The sequence below is a fragment of the Streptococcus oralis genome, assembly GCF_003943825.1.
Taxonomy (GTDB): domain Bacteria; phylum Bacillota; class Bacilli; order Lactobacillales; family Streptococcaceae; genus Streptococcus; species Streptococcus oralis_CD.
In genome coordinates, this window is record NZ_RJNJ01000005.1 from 134749 (window position 1) to 157517 (window position 22769).

The 22769-nt window shown below is 38.4% G+C and carries 16 protein-coding genes and 1 tRNA gene; all 17 read right to left on the minus strand.

Annotated features, from left to right (window positions below; translation table 11 throughout):
* Positions 1-130 precede the first annotated feature (130 nt).
* Positions 131-6619, minus strand: coding sequence for a S8 family peptidase (locus D8863_RS05945; RefSeq protein ID WP_084944398.1), 6489 nt, complete (start codon positions 6617-6619; stop codon positions 131-133).
* A 429-nt stretch (positions 6620-7048) separates the two neighbouring features.
* Positions 7049-7834 (minus strand): ABC transporter permease, encoded by a 786-nt coding sequence (locus D8863_RS05950; protein ID WP_049520929.1) that lies wholly within the window; start codon positions 7832-7834, stop codon positions 7049-7051.
* A gap of 1 nt (position 7835) precedes the next feature.
* Positions 7836-8654 (minus strand): ABC transporter permease, encoded by an 819-nt coding sequence (locus tag D8863_RS05955; RefSeq protein ID WP_070569106.1) that lies wholly within the window; start codon positions 8652-8654, stop codon positions 7836-7838.
* A 1-nt stretch (position 8655) separates the two neighbouring features.
* Positions 8656-9648, minus strand: a complete 993-nt coding sequence (locus D8863_RS05960; protein ID WP_125441375.1) for an ABC transporter ATP-binding protein — start codon at positions 9646-9648, stop codon at positions 8656-8658.
* A 317-nt stretch (positions 9649-9965) separates the two neighbouring features.
* The gene (locus tag D8863_RS05970; protein WP_061408643.1) at positions 9966-10511 is read right to left on the minus strand and encodes a histidine phosphatase family protein; all 546 of its coding nucleotides are present in this window, start codon (positions 10509-10511) and stop codon (positions 9966-9968) included.
* A gap of 51 nt (positions 10512-10562) precedes the next feature.
* Complete coding sequence (locus D8863_RS05975; RefSeq protein WP_185761455.1) at positions 10563-11495, minus strand: alpha/beta hydrolase; 933 nt, start codon at positions 11493-11495, stop codon at positions 10563-10565.
* Positions 11496-11624: 129 nt separating this feature from the next.
* Positions 11625-12506 (minus strand): class II fructose-bisphosphate aldolase, encoded by an 882-nt coding sequence (locus D8863_RS05980; protein ID WP_125441377.1) that lies wholly within the window; start codon positions 12504-12506, stop codon positions 11625-11627.
* A gap of 139 nt (positions 12507-12645) precedes the next feature.
* A complete protein-coding gene (vncS, locus tag D8863_RS05985; protein ID WP_125441378.1) occupies positions 12646-13974 on the minus strand; it encodes a sensor histidine kinase VncS in 1329 nt (442 codons plus the stop codon).
* A complete protein-coding gene (vncR, locus tag D8863_RS05990) occupies positions 13971-14627 on the minus strand; it encodes a response regulator transcription factor VncR (protein ID WP_000697942.1) in 657 nt (218 codons plus the stop codon). The genes vncS and vncR overlap by 4 nt, the downstream gene beginning before the upstream one ends.
* 142 nt (positions 14628-14769) lie before the next feature.
* Entirely contained in the window at positions 14770-16149 is a 1380-nt protein-coding gene (gene vex3 / locus D8863_RS05995) for an ABC transporter permease subunit Vex3 (RefSeq protein ID WP_000903002.1), read from the minus strand.
* A 50-nt stretch (positions 16150-16199) separates the two neighbouring features.
* Positions 16200-16847, minus strand: coding sequence for an ABC transporter ATP-binding subunit Vex2 (gene vex2 / locus D8863_RS06000; protein WP_125441379.1), 648 nt, complete (start codon positions 16845-16847; stop codon positions 16200-16202).
* 126 nt (positions 16848-16973) lie between these two features.
* Positions 16974-18251, minus strand: coding sequence for an ABC transporter permease (locus D8863_RS06010; protein WP_125441380.1), 1278 nt, complete (start codon positions 18249-18251; stop codon positions 16974-16976).
* A 134-nt stretch (positions 18252-18385) separates the two neighbouring features.
* The gene (locus D8863_RS06015) at positions 18386-18997 is read right to left on the minus strand and encodes a CPBP family intramembrane glutamic endopeptidase (RefSeq protein ID WP_125441381.1); all 612 of its coding nucleotides are present in this window, start codon (positions 18995-18997) and stop codon (positions 18386-18388) included.
* Positions 18998-19268: 271 nt separating this feature from the next.
* A tRNA-Leu gene (locus D8863_RS06020) sits at positions 19269-19354 on the minus strand.
* An 80-nt stretch (positions 19355-19434) separates the two neighbouring features.
* The gene (locus D8863_RS06025; protein WP_007520431.1) at positions 19435-20010 is read right to left on the minus strand and encodes a cysteine hydrolase family protein; all 576 of its coding nucleotides are present in this window, start codon (positions 20008-20010) and stop codon (positions 19435-19437) included.
* Positions 20010-20798: a GTP-sensing pleiotropic transcriptional regulator CodY gene (gene codY, locus D8863_RS06030; protein ID WP_000940724.1), complete on the minus strand. Its 789-nt coding sequence runs from the start codon at positions 20796-20798 to the stop codon at positions 20010-20012. Before codY ends, D8863_RS06025 begins: the two co-directional genes overlap by 1 nt.
* A gap of 282 nt (positions 20799-21080) precedes the next feature.
* Positions 21081-22658: a degradosome RNA helicase CshA gene (gene cshA / locus D8863_RS06035; protein ID WP_125441382.1), complete on the minus strand. Its 1578-nt coding sequence runs from the start codon at positions 22656-22658 to the stop codon at positions 21081-21083.
* Between the last annotated feature and the right edge of the window lie 111 nt (positions 22659-22769).

The following is a 22769-nucleotide window of genomic DNA, read 5'->3' on the forward strand; positions in this document are numbered from 1 at the left end:
ATCTCTTTCAAATCTCCCATTTTTATAGAAATCTAAATAATATATTTCTAAATCAATATTTTCACAAAACTATGTCATCACCTCACTATCTAATCTCAGTACATAAACCATTTTTTCTATGGCTTTTGTCTTAATCTTGATTTTTTTTCTTCAATCCAAGAAAAGCTCCTACTATAAACATGATTCCGGCAGCTAATAGTGTCTGGGCTCCGCTTGCTGTTCCGGTTTTTGGCAACTGATTAGGATTGTTACTAGTTGATTTACTATTGATGTTGGTATTTTTATTAGTTACGTTCCCTTGTTCATTTAGATAAACGTTCTTGTTAATTTCAAAGTTTTTATCATTTTCATCAGAAACAATACTATTGACATCATTAGTTGAATTAGATTGTGTTTTTTCTTTCTTTTTCGATACATCAAAAGTAGGTTTATTTTCCTCCTCCTTTTTCTCCTCTATTTTCTTGAATACAGGTTTTATAAAGGTATCTTTTGATAGATTAATAACATAGCCGGCGTCTTTTTTACCTTCGAAACCAGAAATTTCCCAACCATCAAATTGGTATCCTTTTTCTAATTCACCCTTATAGACAGGTAACATAAAATCTTCTTCCGACACTATCGTTGAACTCATTTCTTTTCCATTTTGTATGGTCACAGTTACCCTATGAGGTTTTAATTCGCTTACCTCTCCCGTATCTTTGTTTAAAATGAATTCTTTTACGGTTGTATTTCTTGCGAAATCTTTTACAACAATCTTAATGTTTAGTGTCTTATCTGTTAGTTGTTTAATATCATCAAATGATTTGTATTCTTTTCCATTAACATAAATATGTTGTTCTTGAATCTCACCATCGAATCCATTATTTCTTTTATCATTGATGTTAAAGACTACAGATTTTCCATTAGCATATTCGATACTAGTATTTCCTTTTGGATCAATCTTTACTTCTGGTTTGACATTATCATATAAAAATTGATAATGTACTCCAACCGCTTTCGCATTCAAATCGCTATAGCCAGTTTGAAGATAAACATTTCCATCCATATCTGTTACCTTATCTGGGAATCCGTTTGCTTTATAGTCTTTCATCCCCCAGTCCATGATGTCACCGTCTTTAACATTAAGCTTAATGTTAAAATCTCTAGTGTTATCAATGTGTAAATCTCCGTAGATTAAATAATTATCTACAACCGATTCATTAACTCTCAACTCCCAGTTAAAACCACCCTTATCAGAAATCTTACCTCTTAAATAAAATTCTGGATTTCGTACATAAATTTTATTAGTTTTAGATGGATTAAAGTAGTTCTTGTCCATTGAAAGATTTACTGGTTTTGCATCAATAAATAACGTAGAGCCATCTTCTTTTATAGCTTCTACATTGGACTTATCCTCTCCTGTGTACTCTTTACCATCCTTACCAAATAATACAAGTTTAGAAGGATCTGTCACAAGATTTCCATCGTTATCGATTGCCTCCCCTTTATCATTCATTTTAAATGTAAACACTTGATACCTTACAATGTTAAAGCCGTCCAAAGCCGACATTAATACTGATTGAGTACTTCTTCCATCTTCAACATTTCTACTATCAGCATAAATTGTTGTTTCTGATAAAACTCTTAGATTAGGATTGGCCTTTTGGATTTTTGCTATATCTTCCTTGTTATAGACTCCATTCCCTTCTAACATATCCGTTTTTCCAGGATTATAGGTAGTCACTTTTAGTGCATAGCCTTTTCTCAGAATGATGTTATCCTTTAATAGATATTGTTGTTTTTCTGAATCAGAATAGATTTTACCAGATTCCATGTCCGTTAAATTATTTGGTTTATTTTTTGAAAGATCTCCTTCTCCTAATTCTATTACATTCCCATAACTTGATGCATACGGATATTCTGCTTTAGTTTCCTTATTTTTTTCAGGCATTCTAATTTTAGTTTCAGCTTTTATCTGACCATCATCTTTGACAAAAAACCTCATATCTCCTGCAAAAGCTAATCCATCCACAATATCATTAATATTAGCGTATAAATCAAATGTCATCGTTTTTGAATGGGAATCATACTTGGTCGTTTTGATTTCTATCGATTTATAGTTATTTCCATAGTATACCTTGGCATTTTTAGAAACATTACTGATCTTTCCAAGAATTTCAAAGTGTCCATCTTTAGATGGGTTTAGAATGCCATAAATTTTTGATTTGATTTCATCAAGTTTTTCAGTTTCATATTCTAAGGCACTACCATCGTCATAAGCAATGATATTTCCCTTATCATCGTATTTATAATCGTATTCCTCTATTCTCTTACCAGTTTCACTTGTAAAGTCATCAACTTCTCTAAATTTCTTTTTAATGAGTTTCTTTAAATCTTTGCTTTCAAAGTCTCTAATTGTTGAAATTGTTTTATGAATAGTCAAGCTAGATTTTTCTTCGGTAGCCTCTTCATTTTCTTGATGATGTTCTACTTCAGTTGTATCTTTTTTAAGACTATCCTCTTTTCTATTTTCTAAATTTTTAAATTTAGATTCGGAAATCTCGCCAAGCTTTTGGTATTTAGATGAATCTTGATCAGGATCTACTAGATAATAGGAAATCATCCCATTTTTATCAGCATGATCAGCAAATTTAATTCTATGAATCTTTGTGAAATTGCTAGAACCGTCTAATGCAATCACTTCAATGATTTTTCCTCTTAAATCTCCTGCACCTTTAATTTCATAAATGGTATTTCCGTCTTTGTCAAGTTTTCTATTTCGTCCTTGACCCTCACCTGCATAAGTGACTTCAAGATTTTTCTCAACCTCTCCATCTTCATTAACAAGAGCGGCCCCAGCATACCAAACTTCGTTGGCAATCTCGTCAAATTTTTCAGGATGTTCTTTTTGATCTCTCGCAAATAGCGTTTCATTCTTATATTGCTCTTTGACCTTGTGATAAGTATCCTTTGTAATTAACTTAATTTTTCCAGGGTTTGAAAAATCAATTGAAACAATCTTTGGAGGGGTGTTATCAATTTTTACAGGAATATAGGAAACCTGCCATGGGTAATCCTTGGTTAATCTATATTTAAATTTATAGAAATATTGGCCTTCCGCAATCGGTTCAAATTGTCCTCGTATCTTAGTAGCAGGATCTTTTTTGTCATTACTTTCTGGGGCATTTTCTTCTCTACCTCTAGGGTTATAAATGAGTCCATCCCATTTCAAGTCACCCCAAACTTTTAGCTTAGAAGATTTAATGCCCTTTGCATCATTTCTTTTAGAGTTTAAAATTCCTTTAATAAAGTGTTCTCTCGAAATGACTTTTAAGTCTTTTTGATTTTCTCCTTCTTTATTTGTATTTACTATTGAAATCACCCCTTCTTCTGCACTTCTTAATACAAGTGGAGAAGGCGTTAATCCTCTCTCAAGTTGAGCATCTTGAGGATTTCCATTTGAATCTAAAGGATAGATTTTAGCAATATTAGAGCCACTTGATGAAGGTGCGTTGATTCCTTCGTTATTGAAAGCAAATAATTCTGGATTTTGATCTAGGGATGTTGTATTTTTATCTTTTCTATTTTGGATAACTCCTGCTGGATTAAATTTATCTATACCATGTTCTCCACCAATCCCCTTATTTAAGGTACCTGGAATTTTTGGTTTACCATCATCATCATAACCTTCCATTGCTTTTGATTTTGATCCTTCTTCCCAGGCCCATTTATCAAGGATTGGTTCGTGGTTCCAATTCCCAGCAAATCCCATTAGAGGCATCGACAAAGAAGGTTGGAAGTTTCTTTTCTTACCGTTGGAGTTTAGAGCTTCCATTTCTTCCACTGACTCAAAATGAATAAATGATTCTACAAATTTATTTTTGTTTTTAGCTTCTCCAACATTTATAACCGCATTTAAATCAAAGCTGGAATTTGGACCTATAGTGAAAGTATCATGCTCAAATGTGATATTTGCTCCTTTGACTTTTTCTGGGTGAATTTCTGGAACAATTTGCTTCCCGTCCGGAGATTTTTCATCTTTATATGTTTCATCGAGTTTTAGCCTATCAGTTAGAGCATCTGTAGTTACAGTTGATGCAGAAACTTTAAAGGTTAAAGGTCTGTTTGAGGTATTGTGAAGCTTAATTGTAAAGTATTTTTTATCACCTTTTATTTCTTTAAGAGAAATGGAACCATATGAATTTACCAAACCTTTAGAATCTGTATTTTTGAAAGTTGCTACAACTTCATTTCTCAAAGCGTTGGCAACATTAATTAGCCCCGCTCCCTGCTGTCTAGGTGATGCAAAGTATTGACTCTTTTCTTTCCAAGAGGTTGCATCCATCATAGGTCTTGCAGTATTTTGTAGAGCTATTTTTGTAAGACTTGTAAGGTCTATTTTGTCATCTCCCTTAAGATTTTTCAAGACAGGTCTTTCAAGCAATTCCTTTAATTTTGGTCGAATCAAAACAGTAGAAGCTGCTACGATTGGAGTTGCCATACTAGTTCCTGACATATAACCATAAGTGGATTTACCATTGATAACATTTAGAGTGGATTTAATATTTTTACCAGGTGCTGAAACATCCGGTTTTAAAAGCAAGTCTGTTCTTGGCCCCCAAGATGTAGACCCTGCTGGGACTATAATATCTTCTTTATAAAGTTCTTTGTCTGTGTCAGCTGCAAATTTAAAGTCAATTTCTTTTTCATCACCTACATTCGGTTTATTAGAATTATAGCTTTCCATATCAATTGGATAGTATTGTTCTAAGTTATCTTTAAAATCTTCCTTATTATTTCTTTTGACTTCAGTTTTTTTATCAGGGTTAATCATGTTCCATAATTTTACACCATCATCTCCTGAAATTGAAAATACTTGACTAGTAGTCCCTTCATCCGCTTCATATCCCATAGCTGGAAGGTCTGTCCAATTATCTCTATTGTAGTAATTTACAGTATTTACAACCATAATGGCACGTGCGCCTTTATCCGTTGCTCTTTTAAAAGCATCTTTTAAATCCTTGGTATAAATTCTATCCATTACTGCAATTTTGCCCTTAAGATCCAAGCCTATCAAATCTTTGTCTTGACCTTTGCCTATATATACAAATTTTAATTTATTTGGAGTTTTTGACCCATCCTCATTTGTTAGGATTTTATTTTTATCGAAAAAAGCTCCTATATTTCTGTATTTAAAACTTTGTCCTCCAATGTTAACCTTATCAAACTCAATGGTTTGATTTTTAGCAGAAGCGACCGCTATCGCATCTTCATGTGCGGCAGTTCGTGTTACATTTCCAGTATCTGTCATTTTCAGATTATTATTGGCTACTAAATCCCAAGAAGAACTTGAAGCAGAAGTCGCAAAATTACCTGTAGCAACAACCATTGGGATTCCAGCTTTTCTTAATGCTCTAATAGCCTCCCAATATTTCTCGCCTACAAGACCTGTTCCCGTAAAGCCAGATGATACCGAAACAACATCGACATTGTGTTTGATCGAATCTTCAATAGCATGAAACATTGTTTCATCACCCGCGAACCCAGATCCTGCGTCAGAGTACATTTTATAAGAGAAAATTTGTGCATTAGGCGCAATTCCATCTATGCCATTAAAGTTCTTGATATCTTTTTCAGTATCATTTCCAGCAAGAATCCCTGCAATATGCATCCCATGTGGGTCAAAATAATCCCTACCATCATCATATTTTTCTACAGTGATTTTACCACCATTATAATAATTGAACGCATGAGGGATTTTATCACTCAACCAATAATTTTTATCAGTGCCTTTTAAATCTTCTTTTTTAAATTTCATTGAGTCTTTGGCATCATCATCGATCCTCATAGCCTTATGCCTATAATCTGTTCCAGTATCGATATTTGAAATGACCATACCTCTACCATCAAAATTTTTCCCAAATGGAGCATTAATAGACTTTAGGTAATCAATAGCTTCCTCAACTCCAATTTCCTTTCTGGCATGATTCATCATTGGTTGGACTTTTTGTGATCGTTCAACCGACGAAACACCTTCCATTTGTTTAATTTTGTCCAAATTATCTGGAGTTGTTTCAATGGCAGCGCCATTAAAAATCGTATTATAGGTATATAAAACTTTTGTATCCTCAAGATTGGATAGTTCCTTAATTACTTTTTCTCCAGATTCTTTATCTTTAAATTCAGCAATATAGACAAGTTTATCTTCTTTTTTAGGATTTTCTGTATCTTTATTTACAAATGAGTTCGCATCATCTCCTTTGGATTGATTGGAGTCTTCTTTGATACTTGCTCCTTCGTTACTAGTTTTTTTGTCTATCTTAGGCTTTCTACTAACAACTTCTTTTTCCTCAATAACTGTTGTCTTCTTCTCCTCAGTATCCTTTGAAGTTTCTATAACATTATGAAGTTCTTCAGATTGTTCATTTTTTTCTGTTTCTTTATCTGCTACTACTTTTTCTTTACCAGAAATTTTTAAAGCATCTTCAGAACTAGGTGCATCTGCTACTACTTTTTCTTTATCAGAAATTCTTAAAGCATCTTCAGAACTAGGTGCATCTGCTAAAATTACCTCATTGGGGGCATATGCTGCTAAAATAACTGCAGCAGTAGTTAATGACAATACCGTACTTTTTTTCATTATAATTCCTTCATTTTTTATTTTAAACCCAATAGATAGAAAACTTTAACCTTGCTAGCCTTTGTTATAAAAAGTTTTATGACGTATTATCTAGTGGGATAGAGTAGTACATTTATATATAATTGTTAGCTCTCTGAAAAATAGTATATCAATTAAAAAATTTTAAGTCAAGAAAAATTAACACGCATTAATTTTTTTTTTAATGTACATTAAAAAATATAAACCCAAAACTTTCGTAGTTAACTGGGATACATTATCAGCACATTCACACCATCAAAAATAGTAGCAATTAACTGGAATAACTACCAAAATCGCAAAAAGGGGTATGGATAGAATTTATGCCTTAATAAACATGCAAAAACAACCGCTATAATTTTCAACGGTTGTTTGTAACATATTTAATTTTTAACTCTCATCCTATCTTATCTCTTACGAACCCGCACTTTCGTAGGCATCCAAGCCCCTATCCCAGAGTTTTAAAGAAATAACAAAGAAAACAAGGGAAATCAACATCAACCCACCAATGTTAAAGAGCCCGTCTTTGTCCTGCAAGAAATAGCTGGCAGGATAGTAGGCCGTAAAGGCGAAAGGCACGATAAAGCTAATCAACCAACGAAGAAGCGAATTATAAATGGAAATCGGATACTTGGCAAAGTCATTAAACATATAAAAAATGTAAATCATGGCGCCTGACTGCTTGGTCCAAAAAGCGATACTGGCAGTCGCGATTTTCAAGGAAGTATAGATTAAGGTCGCAAAAGGAATGCAGACTAGAAAAATCAGGAATTTTGGAAGAGTCCAAGCAATGCTTGATACTGTTGTCGCTAGTAAAATTCCACCGACCAATAGTTCGCCCAAGGCATCAATCTGAAAGGTCTCAACCAAGATGTGAAAGAGAGGATTGATAGGACGCGTCAGGTACTTGTCAAACTCTCCTTTTCGCACCAAACGTTGCCCCAGAGCCCAGAGATTGTCAAAAAAGAGATGATCTAGTCCCTTGGGAATTAAGGAAAATCCATAGATAAAGGCGATTTCTTGAAAAGTCCAGCCTTCTAAGGAAGGAATGTGTTGAAAGAGCACATTGAGAAACAAGAGGTTCAGGCCTTGAGTCAGAAAAACTCCTAACACGCCCACCACAAAATCGACCTTGTATTCCATGATTTGCTTGATGTATTGTCTGATAAAAATCAAATGCATGCGTTGATATTTTTTCATACTAACCTCCTTGAATAGTGATAAAGGACTGGACTCGTTTCCATATCAACTGAGACAAGCCCACCATCACTATGAGCCAGAAGAACTGTAGCAAAAGCGCCTGAAGAATCTGACTGGCATCGTATTTCCCAACAATGATCATAACTGGAGTATAAATCAAAGATGAAAAAGGCAAGAAGGACAAAATATCAGAAACAATCTTTGGAAAGAAAGCCAAGGGAATCAGACTTCCAGACATAAAGGCCACTATAGAAGTCTTGAGTAGATTGGAACCCCATAGATTTTTAAAGACAAAGGCTGAAAATCCAAAGCAGATATTAAAGAAAAAATTGATCAGGTAGGCTAGGGTTAAGCTAAAGAGATAAAGGATGGTTAATCCCAGTACTTCTACAATTCCTTGCCCAGATAAAATTTTCATCAAGACAATGACACTTAAAAATGGCAGTCCAACAGAGATAAAAATCAACCACTTGGATCCAAGCTCTGTAAAGAGGTAAGAAGCCGCAAAATGCACTGGTCGCAACAAACGCATGATAATGGAACCATCCTTGACCTCCTCCCCAATCATAAAGGAGCTATCTGACCTGGTCAAAAGATTAGTCACAAAACTCATGATGATGTAAAGGGTGATATCTGCCATGCTAAAGCCCTGAATCAAAGACTCTTGCGAGGAATCAAAGACCGCCTTCCAGAGATAGAAAGCCACAAAAGCTCCCATGACATCACCAATCCGATAGAGAATAAAGTTGACTCGATAGCTAATCAACTCCTGAATCCCTGCATTGATAAAGGGTTTATAACGTCTCCACAATTTGACCATCTTAGAGCTCCTTTCGATAGAAGCGACGGATAATATCCTCAATATCCGTATCCACCATCTTCAAATCGCGGATTTCAAAATCAGACAGGGTTTGCTTGATAATATCAGCCGACTGGTAGCGGGAACTGTCGAATTCAATATTGAGGCTGTTTCCTTGTCTATCAATGGTCATATCCGAAGAGCCTTCATAGTGAGAGACAAGATGACTTTGCCCTGGTAGCAGTTCAAAGGAAAGAGTCTTCATCTTGCCAAAGGTTTCCTTGAGCTGGCTAACCGTTCCATCAAAAATCTCTTGCCCCTTATCAATCATAAAAATTCGATCACAGAGTTGCTCAATGTCGCTCAGGTCGTGAGTGGTCAAGAGGATAGTTGTTTCTTCCTCCTGATTGATCTGGGTAATAGCCCGACGAATATTGTCCTTGACGGAAACATCCAGACCAATGGTCGGTTCATCTAAAAAGAGAACCTTGGGATTGTGAAGCAAGGAAGCCGCAATGTCCGCCCGCATCCGTTGCCCCAGTGAAAGAGTCCGCACGGGATCCTTGATAAATTCCTTCAAATCCAAGACTTCATTTAAAAAGTCCATGCGTTTATGAAAAAGTGAGTCTGGCACATCGTAAATCTCTTTCAAGACCGTGTAGGTCTCTTGCAGTGCCAAATCCCACCATAGCTGGGTTCGTTGTCCAAAGACAACCCCGATATCCTTGACATAGTCTTGACGATTGTCCTGCGGAATCTTGCCATTGATCCGACAATAGCCCGATGTCGGCTTTAAAATTCCTGTCAGCATTTTAATGGTTGTCGACTTCCCAGCACCATTAGCTCCGATAAAGCCTAAAATTTGTCCCTTGGGTACCTCAAAGGTCAAATCCTTGACCGCTTCAAAGGTCTGTTTTTCAGGATGAATAAAGGAGCGCAAAGCTCCCTTTAACCCCGGCTCCTTCACTGTCTTCACAAAATTTTTCTGAAGATGTTCCACTTCTATCATTGCCATAAATCTCTCCCTATCGCAAGGAATAGCAACATTGTATTTTTGACTACAAATATCTAAATCCTTACTTTCTACACCTTCTACATTTTATTACTACAGAAGGCTTTATACCAACCTATTATAGTCCAATAAAAACTAGAATGCAAGCGTTTGCCTGTAGATTCTGAAATTAGAGATTTCTCTCTTAAAATAATACTTTTAAACAAAAATTATGGTTTAATAGTCTCCTTAAAGCACCAAAAAACCTGCCCAATGGGCAGGTTACGAATTATAAAAAGCAAACTATTTTGATCAATATGAATCACTATTTAATCAAAGAACTAATCTTTCATAATTCTTTTCACAATCCCATTTCTATCAATTAGAAAACAATCTGGAAAGGTCATCTGCTCCCATTTTTCATAATCAAAACTGGAATCAAAGTGATGTAGTAGTATTCCTATCAAATTCCCGTGTGAACTAAGTAAAATCGTTTTTTCTGAGTATCTCTCTTCCAATTCCATTAAAAAATTTAGTACTCTAGCTAGTGCATCTTGATTTGATTCCCCTTCTGAAAGAGATTCACTGGGATTTTGCCATAAATATTTAATACTGTCTTCAAACTCAGAATCTTTTATAAAGGTTGAAGATAATTTTCTCTCTCGTAACCGATTATCAAGAACTATTTTATCAAATTGAATTGGCGAGCTATTAATCGTTTCAAATGCTCGTTTATAAGGACTAGAAAAATAATGATCAATATTAAAAGAATTCAAAAACTCTAACTGATCAAGAGATGAAAATCCTTTTTCTGACAAAGTTCTATTAAAATCATCACTTGAAAATTTTGAATGAGCATGTCTAAGTAAAATATAAGAATTATTCATAAGTCATTACCTTTCAATTATTATCATCAGTCTCAATGGATTTTTAATCCCTCAATTATTCTCTAAAAATTCTTTAATGCGAGAAACAATAGCATCGCTTTGATAATGATAGAGGTTATGAGGCGCATCCATATAGACAACTTGAACATTAGACTGGTCGCTTGCAAATCTCTCTGCAAAATGTTGCCATTCTGATTGGCTAAAACTAGTGCCTTTTCCGTTAGACACCAGTAGTAAGGTGGAAATTTTCGGATTGATGCTAGAGGGAACTTTCTTGGCATTTTCCTTTACCGTTTGAGATTCATGAAGCATAGCTTGTGACATCAACTGCTTATAAGCTAGAAATCTATATTGTTTTCGTTCAGTTTCAGTCAGAGTTTGATTTTTTATATAAAAAGACTCGGGGAAGAAGCGTAATAAACCAATCTTGCTACTCCAATAGGCCAACGTAAGCAAGGCCTGATTATCCTTTAAATTCTCATAACTTGACGGCAGTGCCCAATCCAGACCAATCAAGGCTTTCACTTCATCAGGATACTTCTCCTGCCAAGCCAGACTCTCTAGACTAGCCATGGAATGAGACAGAATGATAAACGGCTCTGTGATATTTGCTTGCGAAAGAGCTTGGCGAGTCTCAGACAAAACCTCCATCACATCTCTTGAATAATTGCTATCATCACTATAACCATATCCCGCCCGCTCCACGATAACTACCTTATACTGTTTCGATAAGGATTCCGATACATTTTTAAAGTCCAATATGGGAGAAGCAATACCAGCACCTGAGAGAACTACTATAGTCTCAGGACCATCCCCTTCAACGTAAACATTTATTTGATGTCCATTGACGAGAACTTGTTGCCCCATAGGCGTCAGTGAGGCTTTTTCCTTTTCCAAACAGATACGGTGAAAGATGAATGTAGCGAGTAAAAACAAAAGAAGCAAACTAATGAAGCCAAAACACCATTTTTTCAGTTTTTTCATAGCATTATTGTACAAAAATTAGAATCTTTTAGCAACTTAAGATTGGTTCTTCTACAGTATATTGGCTATATATTCACAAACCAAAAAACCCACCCAATGGGCAGGTTTCATCTGTATGGTTCAGCTAGATTACGCTTTACCTTCTGAACCGAATACGTCAATACGTTCTTCAACTGATTCTTGGATAGCTTTTACACCGTCAGCCAAGAATTTACGTGGGTCGAAGAGTTTCTTCTTGTCGTATTCAGCTTCGTTTGCTTCATAGTCACGAGCAAATTTACGAGTTGCGTTAGCGAATGCGATTTGGCATTCAGTGTTAACGTTAACTTTCGCAACACCAAGTTTGATAGCTGCTTGGATTTGCTCATCAGGAATACCTGATCCACCATGCAATACGATTGGGAAGCCTGGAAGAGCTTCTGTCAATTTTTGCAAGTGGTCAAGGTCAAGGCCTTCCCAGTTTGCTGGGTATGGACCGTGGATGTTACCGATACCAGCTGCCAAGAAGTCAATACCAGTTGCAACCATTGCTTTAGCGTCTTCGATTGGAGCCAATTCACCTTTACCGATGATACCGTCTTCTTCACCACCAATAGTACCAACTTCAGCTTCTACTGAGATACCTTTAGCGTGTGCTTTTTCAACAACGTCTTTAGCCAATTTAAGGTTTTCTTCAACTGGAAGGTGTGAACCGTCAAACATGATTGAAGTGTAACCAACTTCGATACACTCAAGTGCATCTTCGTAGTGACCGTGGTCAAGGTGGATAGCTACTGGTACAGTGATACCCATTGACTCAACAAGGTTAGCGATCAAGTTGCGAGCAACTTTGTAACCACCCATGTATTTAGCAGCACCCATTGAAGTTTGGATCAAAACTGGAGCTTTTTTAGCTTCTGCTGCACGCAAGATAGCTTGAGTCCACTCAAGGTTGTTTGTGTTAAATCCACCAACTGCATAACCGTTGTCACGAGCTGCTTGGACAAATTTTTCTGCTGAAACGATTGCCATTTGTCAGGCCTCCTATATATTTTTTGGGACATCCCATTTACATTGTTCATTTTATCACTTTTTGATAAAAAAAGCTAGTTTTTCCCATACTTTAGATTGAATTTCTTCCAATCCAATCAATGTAACCCCTTTCTTCTCCTTAGTCCTGAGTGACTTTGGGATAACGTATGAAGAAGGTCAATCGAGCATCCTGCATCTCAAAATGATAAGGTAATTTCTCATGTTCTAATAAACTTTTGACCACAAAGAGTCCCATCCCCGAACCCTTGGCCTTACGACTAGCATTTTCAGAAAAAGACTGGGCCAGTTTTTCTTGTTCTTCAGGACTACAGCTATTCTCGATAAAGAGTTCTCCTTCTCTCTCGCCGATATGAACCAAGCCACCTAGAGTGGAGTGCTTGATAGCATTGCTGATGAGATTCGATAATATCAGTTTCATGACAGATGGGTTTATGTAAGCTTGCTGACGGGTTAGGCTAATGTCTACCTGAAGTTCTCTCTCCTTGGCGAGCAAAGCATAATCATTAACCAGACTTTGCGTCATCTGAAGGAGGTCAATCTCTTCTTTCTCGTCTCGCAATTCCTGAACAGAAGAAAGAGACAATATCTGGAGAACGTGATGACTGAGGTCATCCACAATTCCCAAGGCAACTCCAAGATAATGGTCTCTATCCTTATAACGGCCGACATTTTCTTTCATATTTTCGATTAGGATTTTCAAGCTGGCCAGAGGTGTTTTCAGTTCATGGGAAGCCCCTCGAAGAAACTCAACCTTCATCTTCTCCAGCTGGAGAATAGCTTCATTCTTGTCATGCAAGTCCGCAATGACAGTCAAAAGGTGCTGGTAAAGGCTATTGATTTGTTCCTTGAGATCACCAATCTCATCCTTAGAATCTACACGCAATCGCACTTGAGCATCCAAATCCATCATCCGACGGGTCACCCGCTTGATTTCCAAAATCGGGGCAACAATGGTCCGAGCATAGATGTAGGCCACCAAGAGGGAAATCAGGAAGGATGCCAGCAAGGTATAAGGAAGAAATTGGAGACTAATCTGCTCTGCTTCCTTTTGCAAGTCCATTGAAGCTAGAAATTGGAGAGTCATGGTGCTACCATCTTGCGTTTTCACCTCACGCTCCTCGATAAAGAGGGAAGTGGTCTGGCGATCCGTATCCAGAGGAAGATTGTCCTTGACTTCTAACTTGTCCTCGGTCATCTCTCCCTTGACAGCTCCTTTGATATCACTGGTCTGGGAATACAAGTCTAAGACTTGCTCAATATTCTGCCTATCTTTTCCATCCAGGGACTGGGCAATGGCTGTCGCTTTCTGACCAATGGTTTCCTGACGATGGCTTAGATAAGTCGAGGGAAAGAGAAAATAAATGGCTAAATGAAGACAAATAACCAGAACACTAAAAATCGAGAAGGTATAGATAAATATCTTTGTAAATAAACCTGTTCGTTTCATTTTCGCTCCAATTTATAACCAACATTGCGCACAGTGAGGATACAATCCAGGTCTAGCTTTTTCCGCAGTTCTTTGATGTAGACATCAATAACACGGTCAAAGGGGACCTCATCTGTTGCCTTCCAGACCGCATCGATAATCTGAGAACGAGTCAAGGCCCGTCCTTCATTTTTCACCAGATAGTCCAGAATTTCCAACTCTTTGGCATTAATGGCCACTTCTTGACCTGCGAGGCTTGCACTGTAACTCTCAAAATCCACCTTGGTATCCTTATAGGAGAAGACTCGTCCCGTATCGTAGTAGCGCTTGAAAATTGCATCCACCCTCACTTTTAGAAGGGAGAGAGAGAAGGGCTTTTCCAGATAACCATCTGCTAGAGAAGCAAAGGCGCTCATCTTGTATTCTTCATCCTGAAAGGCGGTCAGCATCAAGACAGGAACCTGACTGGTCTTACGAATCTCAGCTAGGACTTCGAGGCCATTAAGCTTGGGCATCTGGATATCCAGTAAAACCAGGGCTACTTCATAGCTGGAAAATTTTTCTAGAGCTTCCTGACCGTCTGCTGCCTCAATGGTTTCATAACCACAATCCGTCAAATAGTCACTGATCCCCTCACGGATCATCTCTTCATCTTCTACAATTAAAATTTTCATAGAAAAAACGTTTCACATTCCTTTAAATTTCTTGTAAATCTTCTCTGTTTCATCCTGATAGGAAGAGTCCTTATCAAGATAAAATAGATAAAAATGCTACCTATATTATACCCCATTTAGGGGAGAATAGGTAGCAAGTTTTTTATTCGCTATCGAGCAAGAGTTCTTTTGGTTGTTTTCTGAGGAGATTGCTTGAGGCAAGCGCCATAACGAGAACCACTAGAACCAAGGCAAGGACAAAGACGATGATAAAGTCTGATGTCTGAATAGAAATATCTAGGCTCGACAAGGTCTTGCTAAAGCCGTCTACTTCTGCACCACCACCAAGATTAGAGGCTTGAGCAGCCTTACTGGCTTGCTTGGCAACACCTGAAGTGACATTGGCAAGAACAGTATTTCCGATGGCACGAGCTGTGTAGTTGGCTAGGAAGTAAGCAGAAACGAGAGCAGGGATGGCAATCAAGATAGATTCGGTAATGAATTGCCCCAAGATACTTGCCTGCTTGAGACCGATAGAGAGGAGGATTCCTACTTCCTTGCGACGGGCATTGATCCAAAGACTGAGCAAGAGGGCAAGGAGAAGAACTGAGAAGCTCAAGCTACCCCAGAAGAGGAGGTTGGCCATCTTGTACATACCAGAGATGGATTGCTCTAGAGCTGGGTAGTTAGAGGAGCTCTTCACAAGTGTGTAGCTCTTCCAGTTGATACCACTGATACCATTCAACTCTTTCATGACGTCATCCAAGTTCTTGTCTGCTGTTACAAAGAAGGTTGCGTCCCCATAAATAGCTGTGTCTTCTGTGTATCCATAAAGTTTTGCAGCAGTGTGAATGTCTGTGATAGCTGTGTTTTCATAGAGTTCTTGTGAGTAGGTTACTGCAGACTTATTGTGCCCATCAAAGAGTCCCTTGATAGTCACTTCAACTGTTTCCTTGGCACCTTTTTCATTGTCTGCATCGTAGATATTGGAGTCCAGTTTGACCTTATCTCCGACTTTCCAACCGTGTTTGGCTGCCAAGTCCTTGTGCATGAGGATCTTGTCTTTGTCGTCGTTGGTTAGGTGCTCACCTTCAACCAGCTTATATGAGCCAGAGACAAACTTATCTTCTTTAGAGGAGTCATTGACACCTGTAATCATCAAACTACTTCCAAAACGCTTGGCACGGTCAGCAGTGAGATTTTTCTTGGTTTCTGGTGTTTCGATGAGGTCATATCCAGTCAAATCTCCGATAGCATTGATCCGTTTAACATAAGACTCGATGGCCTTGTTTTCGGTGATTTTTTTGATATCCTCACCCTTGATATTCCCAGAACCACGTGGCGTTCCTTGATTGACGCGACGATTGATTTGCATGGAGAAGCTATTGGTGATATTTTTAAATGTCTCCTGAGAAGCCTTGGCAGTAGCTCCCTTGATCGACAAGCCGACCAAACTCAAGCTCGCCATGAGGAGAATAATCAGGAAGATAACAATCGATTTGAAAAACTTCCTTGTAACATAGGCAAATGCGTTGTGTAACATAGGTTCCCTTTCTAGATTTGATTTAATAATTCTATCAAAACAAGCTCATCTTATTTTGTAGTATTGCGAGTTTCAGTCAGTTTCTTATCCTTCAATTCAAGTGTAATATCTGACGCTTGTGCCACTTCTTTACTGTGGGTGACGACGATCACACATTTACCTGTTTTCTCGGCAAGTGATTTGAGCAGTTCGATAATATCTCCAGCAGTTTTAGGGTCCAGATTTCCTGTTGGCTCATCAGCTAGAATAACTGGAGCCTCTGAGACTAAACTACGAGCGATGGCAACACGTTGCTGTTGACCACCTGATAACTGGAGAACGTTCCGCTTGATCTGACTTTCATCCAAACCAAGTTCAAGAAGTGTATCCTTCCTTGCCTTTTTGTTGACCAAGCGGATATTTTCCAGCGGAGAAAGATAATCTATCAAGTTATAATTTTGAAAGACCAGGGAAATATGGTGCATGCGATGGTAAGAATACCCCTTGTTCCGAATGTCCTCTCCTTGGAAAAGGATAGAACCTTCAACAGGACTATCTAGACCAGCAAGCAGGGACAAGAGAGTGGATTTTCCTGCTCCTGACTCACCAATGATACTATAAAATTTTCCGGGTTCAAAATTATACTTGATCTGATATAAAACTGCTTCAGCAGTGTTCTTATAACGGTAGGTAACATCTTGCAATTGTAATAAAGTCATGATTTCTCCTTCTTATACTCAATGAAAATCAAAGATTAAACTAGGAAGCTAGCCGCAGGTTGCTCAAAGCACAGCTTTGAGGTTGCAGATAAGACTGACACGGTTTAAAGAGATTTTCGAAGAGTATTAACTAATAGATGATAAAATTTCTTTCGGCGATTTTCTAAATAGAAATACGAAACAAAGGGCTACTGATAAGCAACCAATCAGGAGCAGAAAGACATAGGATTCTGCAAAGGATAGGAGACTGGTTGATAGACCACTTGCTTTGGCCAGCGTATCCTGTAAGGTTGCCTGATCTCCACTGGCTAGTACAGTTTGGAGTAGATAGGATGTGATGGCATTTCCAGCGATAAATGATGGAAGCAAAGCTCCAAGTGATACCAAAACGACCTCTAAAAAGAACTGGAGGAAGATCGAACTCTTGCCTTTTCCAAGTGCCAGAAGAATTCCCACTTCGTAGACCCTTTCTCTCAACCAGAGAGACAAGACCAAAATTAAGGCTCCTGCTCCTGCTATCAACATCCCATAAAGGAAGATGGTGAGGAAGGTTTGGAAGGTTGTCACTGAGTCTTTGATTTGTTCAAAGGCCTTGCTTTCCTTCTCGACTTGGTAGCCTTGACTTTCTAAAGCCAAGTTTTCTACCTGCTTCATGAGTCCGTCCATTTCCTTAGGATTTTCTACATAGAAGCGCGCTGCACTGACCTGCGGTTCACTATTTCCCAGAAGGGTTTGGCTACTTTCATAGTCTGTAAAGACTTGGTTTTCACTGAAGTCAGAAGACAAGCCTGTGAACTTCTCTTGTTTTTTTCCAGAAAAGATGCCGACAATTTCAAACTCTACTGTTTGCCCTTTTCCAGCTTCGGACTGACCAGCATCCAAGCGAATGTTATCATGAAGCGAAAGACCGTTCTTCTTGGCCAACTCTTCGTGGATCAGGATTTTCTTGGAATCCCCTTTTTGAAGGTGTCGCCCTTCTTTTAAATTGAAAGCTGAACTGGTAAAGGTGACATCCTTGGATGAATCCTCAAGAGCCGTTAAGCTAACCAAGTTCTTGTCTGTAGCTGACAAATCATCACGTTCTACGCTCTGCTCACCACTCACCGCTTCCTTGTCTTTCAGTTTTGCGACCGTCTCAAGTTCAGGAGAGACATTTTCCAGTCCCTTAATCTTGCTCACGGATGCTAGGTCAGACAACTTGAAGGTCTGTCCATTTTCGATCTTTTTGATAGAAAAAGAAGTATTGAGTGATTTGTAAAGATTGCTTTCTACTGTTTTGTTGGACTTCATCAGAGTCAAACAGGCTGAAATTCCTGCTAAAAGGACAAATAAAATCAGAAATAAAATAAAACTTCTCAGTCGTTTTCTGCTGACATAAGCCCAAGCTCTTTGGATTGGATTCATTTGTCACCTCCATATTTGTAAGACTATTATAAAATCCAAATATGAAATGTTTATGAAATCGAAAAAAATTTTTGATTTATTTTTTGAAAAAAAGCCGGTATTTCTACCAGCTTCGTTTTTATAACTGCATCCACTCAAAGCAAAGAAAATGCAGAAACTAAACCAGAGAGGATGTTGGCTGTGGCATGCATTAGCCAACTTGGTAAAATTGATCCTCCTGCTATCTTTTCATTAACAAAACCAAGATAAGCTGCTATTGCTCCAGTAAAAAATACAATGAAAAAAGTGACTCCCAAACTCACTGCTGAAGCAAACAATACTCCATGAAGCAATCCAAAAGCGAAGGCCTGTATGGTATTTGCAAAGACAAACGGCATGTGATTTGCCATTCGTTTCAGTAGAAAACCTCTAAATAATAGTTCCTCTGGTAAAGATGTTTGCAAAATACTGTAAATTAGAATACTTGGTAAAGCCTTATATTCCATAGCAGAAAAAGCTGAAGTAGCTGTTTCTAGACTACGCGTAAGAGGAAAGATAAGGATAGAAAAAATAGTAAATAAGGAAAATCCCCCCACCATCCATAAAATCAGATGCAAGGTTTTTACTCTTTTGATAGCTTTTAGTCCGATCCATTCCATAAATGGAACTTTCCCCCTCATAGTCATAAACCACCAGATAGAAGGTAGTAAAATAATAAAGAGAATTTGAATAAAGGCGCTCATTATTCGTTGAAGTTCATTAACCATCGTAATCCTCCTTTACACTTTTGAAATACTCATTTCAAATACCAAATGACTATCTACTCCTCCTTTCCTACCTTATATATCCGTTTTAACCAAGCCTATTAGTATCCATTACTCGATGATCTTTCATATAAGACTTTTTGCAGTTACTTTCTATCTATATTATAGCACTATTTAAAAGAAAAGAAAAAACAAGAAAGGTAGACCTCTCTTGTTGAATAATCACTATGCGTGCTAACAAAAAAAGAGCTAGCCAAAGCTAACTCTTACCCTATGCGGAGAGAGGGACTTGAACCCTCACGACCTAAAGCGGTCACAGGATCCTTAGTCCTGCGCGTCTGCCAATTCCGCCATCCCCGCGTCGATTACTTTACTAGTATATCAACTTTCAAAATCTTTGTCAACACTTTTTTCAGATTTTTTTCATTTTTCCAACAGGCTTATAGTTCAATTTCAGCAAGGTTTTCATCCAGTAATTTTGCTCCCAATGTGTTCTTGAAATGACCAAGAGCAAACTGATGATTTTCCGGCCAAATAGAGGCAACCGCAGGCTTGACAATCTCGATTTGATAACCTAAATTATAGGCATCAATAGCCGTATGAAGAACACAAATATCCGTCAAAACACCTGTTAAGATAACAGTATCAACCCGACGTTCCCGCAAACGGATATCTAAGTCCGTTCCTGAAAATGCTGAATAGTGACGCTTGTCCATCCAAAAGACGCGACTATCCGCCTCATGCTCAGCATAAAAGTCAGCTAGGGGGCCATAAAGGTTACGCCCACTAGTTCCGATGATGTTGTGTGGTGGAAAGAGCTTGCTTTCTGGGTGGAATGTATCCTTCTCCTCATGAGCATCAATGGTGAAAAAGACATAGTCTCCACGATCAAAAGCTAATCTGGTTGCCTGATCAATGGCTTTTGATATTGCTTGAGCGGGTGCGCCAGCAGTTAGCTTTCCATGGTCTGCTACGAAATCCTCTGTATAGTCAATCGAGATTAAAGCTTTTGCCATTAGTAGTCCCTCTTTTTCACTTCCTCAAAAATATCACCAATTAGAACTTTGAGATAAGTCCCCTTCATTCCTAATGAACGACTCTCAATAATTCCCGCTGACTCCAGTTTACGAAGCGCATTGACAATCACTGAACGTGTAATGCCAATACGGTCTGCAATAACTGATGCAGTCAGCTGCCCTTCATTTCCATCCAATTCAGCTAAAATAGCTGATACGGCACGAAGTTCTGAATAGGAAAGGGTGTTGACCGCCATAGTAACAGCTGTACGACGGCGAATATTTTTCTCATCTTCTTCACGTTGGAAGTTCAATAGTTGAATTCCCACAACCGTGCTCGCAATCTCGACAAGGATCAAATCTTCATCTTCAAACTTCTTATCATTGCGCCAAATAATCAACGAACCTAGGCGAATCCCTGATACATGAATCGGAGCGATGGTCGTCAACCCATCTGGAAAGTCCGCACGGCTCTCCACAGGGAAAATGGTCAAATCATGCTCAACAGGAAGATTGGCTTCCGTATCATAGATCATGTTTGCCCCTTGTACATAGACGTCAGGGAAGGTTTTGGTTTGGAAGAATTGTTCTACACGGTCATTATTGGTCTTATAACGCATAAAGTAACCCAAGAGACGTCCCTTGTTATTCACAATACAAGCGTTACAGTCAATAATATCAGCTAACTGGCGTGTGATCGCATTGTAAGGAAGTTCATCTTGGAGTTGCTCCTCAGAGCGCTTTAGAATAGACGTGATTTTTCTTGTTTTTTCTAATAAATGTGCCATTTTTTACCTCGCATATAATCGCTTCCATTATAACATAGAAAAGTCTTTATTTCAATAATTATCTGAAAATTGCTTATTTAATTGCAATTTTGAACAGCAAAAATATTTTAGAAAAAAAGCGATTTTTTTATTGACATCCTATTTTATTTTTGATATTATAACATCATAAGAAGATGACATGATAAATCCCTTTCCGTTTCACCTATCCTTTACTATCACCATCTTCTTTTACTATCGGTCTCCTTATATATAAAAGCGATTCACTCTGTGAATCGCTTTTTTCTATTTGTCTCCTTTGTTACGAATAACAAAACCGGTTTTCTTTTCGCTTGAAGTGTTGCGAGGTTTTTTATTGTCTTTATTACGGTACCGTCTGTCTTTATCAAAACGGTCGTTTCCACGACTGCCTTTCTTGAAATCATCACGGCGACCATTGCCACGGCGATTACGATCTCGACGGTCATCTCCACGACGGCCTCCTCGACCTCCCTTGCCTTTGCCACCAAAGCCATTACCTGATGGTTTAAATGGCAGTGGTTTTTCACGCGCAATCTCCACTTCAGGAAGGCTGTCTGGATCTTGGACTGTCAGACTCAAGATATACATAGCCAATTCTTCTGGACTAAATTCTGCAGCTAACTTACGAGCATCTTTAGCAAATTTCTCGAAGTTCCCACGAATGGCTTCGTCTGCGAAGTCTCGTTCGATTTTCTTGAGCGCTACTTGTTTCTTAGCTTGGAAGGCTTCTTCTGCTGTCGCTGGTTTCAAGCCTTTCATGCGCTTCTTAGTCAAGTTTTCAATAATTTGAAGGTAGCCCATTTCATTTGGAGAAACAAAGGTAATAGATTGACCTGACTTACCAGCACGACCTGTACGACCGATACGGTGAACGTAACTTTCAGGATCTTGTGGAATATCGTAGTTGTAGACATGGGTCACACCTGAAATATCCAAACCACGTGCTGCCACGTCAGTCGCAACTAGAACATCAAGATTCCCATTTTTAAAATCACGAAGGACACGAAGACGTTTATTTTGGTCTAAGTCACCATGAATTCCTTCAGCACGAAAGCCACGAATTTTAAGTCCACGAGTCAATTCATCTACACGGCGTTTGGTACGACCAAATACGATAGCAAGTTCTGGTTGTTCCACATCCATGAGACGTGTCATAGTATCAAATTTCTCTTGTTCCTTGACACGGATATAGTACTGATCAACCAGCTCTGTTGTCAATTCCTTGGCAGCAATCTTGACATGCTCAGGGTCCTTCATAAACTGAACACCGATACGTTTGATAGCATCTGGCATGGTTGCTGAAAAGAGCAAGGTTTGACGATTTTCAGGGACACGAGAAATGATGGCTTCGATGTCTTCAAGGAAGCCCATGTTGAGCATTTCATCCGCTTCATCAAGGATTAGGGTTTCAATATCTTGTAATTTCAAGGCCTTGCGTTTAATCAAGTCCAAGAGACGGCCTGGTGTTCCGACTACGATGTGAGCACCCGATTTAAGGGCCTTGATTTGTTTTTCAATGCTGGAACCACCGTAAACTGAGCGAACTTTCACTCCTTTGCTACGGCCAAAGCGGAAAAGCTCCTCTTGACTTTGGACAGCGAGCTCACGAGTTGGAGCGATAACCAAGGCTTGGATGGTCGCTTCTTCTGTACGGATTTTTTCAAGGGTTGGCAAGCCAAAGGCTGCAGTTTTTCCTGTACCAGTCTGAGCTTGACCGATAACGTCTTTTCCTTCGAGAGCCAAGGGAATGGTCTGTTCTTGGATGGGACTGGCTTCTACAAATCCAGCTTTTTCAATCTCTGCTAGCAATTCAGCAGACAAGTTAAATTCATTAAATTTCACGTTTTTCTTCTTTCTAAAGATGGTGCGAAGCCATCCTATAGCGCTTAGTTTATACTTTTCTTTTCATGACGTATCTTCTTCAAACGAGATACCGTGTTGCTTCTTTTCCAC

Coding starts and splice junctions, on each gene's coding strand:
- codY (WP_000940724.1), bottom strand. CDS start 20,798: ATGGCACATTTATTAGAAAAAACAAGAAAAATCACGTCTATTCTAAAG.
- vncS (WP_125441378.1), bottom strand. CDS start 13,974: ATGAAACGAACAGGTTTATTTACAAAGATATTTATCTATACCTTCTCG.
- D8863_RS05980 (WP_125441377.1), bottom strand. CDS start 12,506: ATGGCAATCGTTTCAGCAGAAAAATTTGTCCAAGCAGCTCGTGACAAC.
- D8863_RS05945 (WP_084944398.1), bottom strand. CDS start 6,619: ATGAAAAAAAGTACGGTATTGTCATTAACTACTGCTGCAGTTATTTTA.
- D8863_RS06025 (WP_007520431.1), bottom strand. CDS start 20,010: ATGGCAAAAGCTTTAATCTCGATTGACTATACAGAGGATTTCGTAGCA.
- D8863_RS05970 (WP_061408643.1), bottom strand. CDS start 10,511: ATGAATAATTCTTATATTTTACTTAGACATGCTCATTCAAAATTTTCA.
- D8863_RS05950 (WP_049520929.1), bottom strand. CDS start 7,834: ATGAAAAAATATCAACGCATGCATTTGATTTTTATCAGACAATACATC.
- D8863_RS05955 (WP_070569106.1), bottom strand. CDS start 8,654: ATGGTCAAATTGTGGAGACGTTATAAACCCTTTATCAATGCAGGGATT.
- D8863_RS05960 (WP_125441375.1), bottom strand. CDS start 9,648: ATGGCAATGATAGAAGTGGAACATCTTCAGAAAAATTTTGTGAAGACA.
- D8863_RS06015 (WP_125441381.1), bottom strand. CDS start 18,997: ATGGTTAATGAACTTCAACGAATAATGAGCGCCTTTATTCAAATTCTC.
- vex2 (WP_125441379.1), bottom strand. CDS start 16,847: ATGACTTTATTACAATTGCAAGATGTTACCTACCGTTATAAGAACACT.
- vncR (WP_000697942.1), bottom strand. CDS start 14,627: ATGAAAATTTTAATTGTAGAAGATGAAGAGATGATCCGTGAGGGGATC.
- vex3 (WP_000903002.1), bottom strand. CDS start 16,149: ATGTTACACAACGCATTTGCCTATGTTACAAGGAAGTTTTTCAAATCG.
- D8863_RS05975 (WP_185761455.1), bottom strand. CDS start 11,495: ATGAAAAAACTGAAAAAATGGTGTTTTGGCTTCATTAGTTTGCTTCTT.
- D8863_RS06010 (WP_125441380.1), bottom strand. CDS start 18,251: ATGAATCCAATCCAAAGAGCTTGGGCTTATGTCAGCAGAAAACGACTG.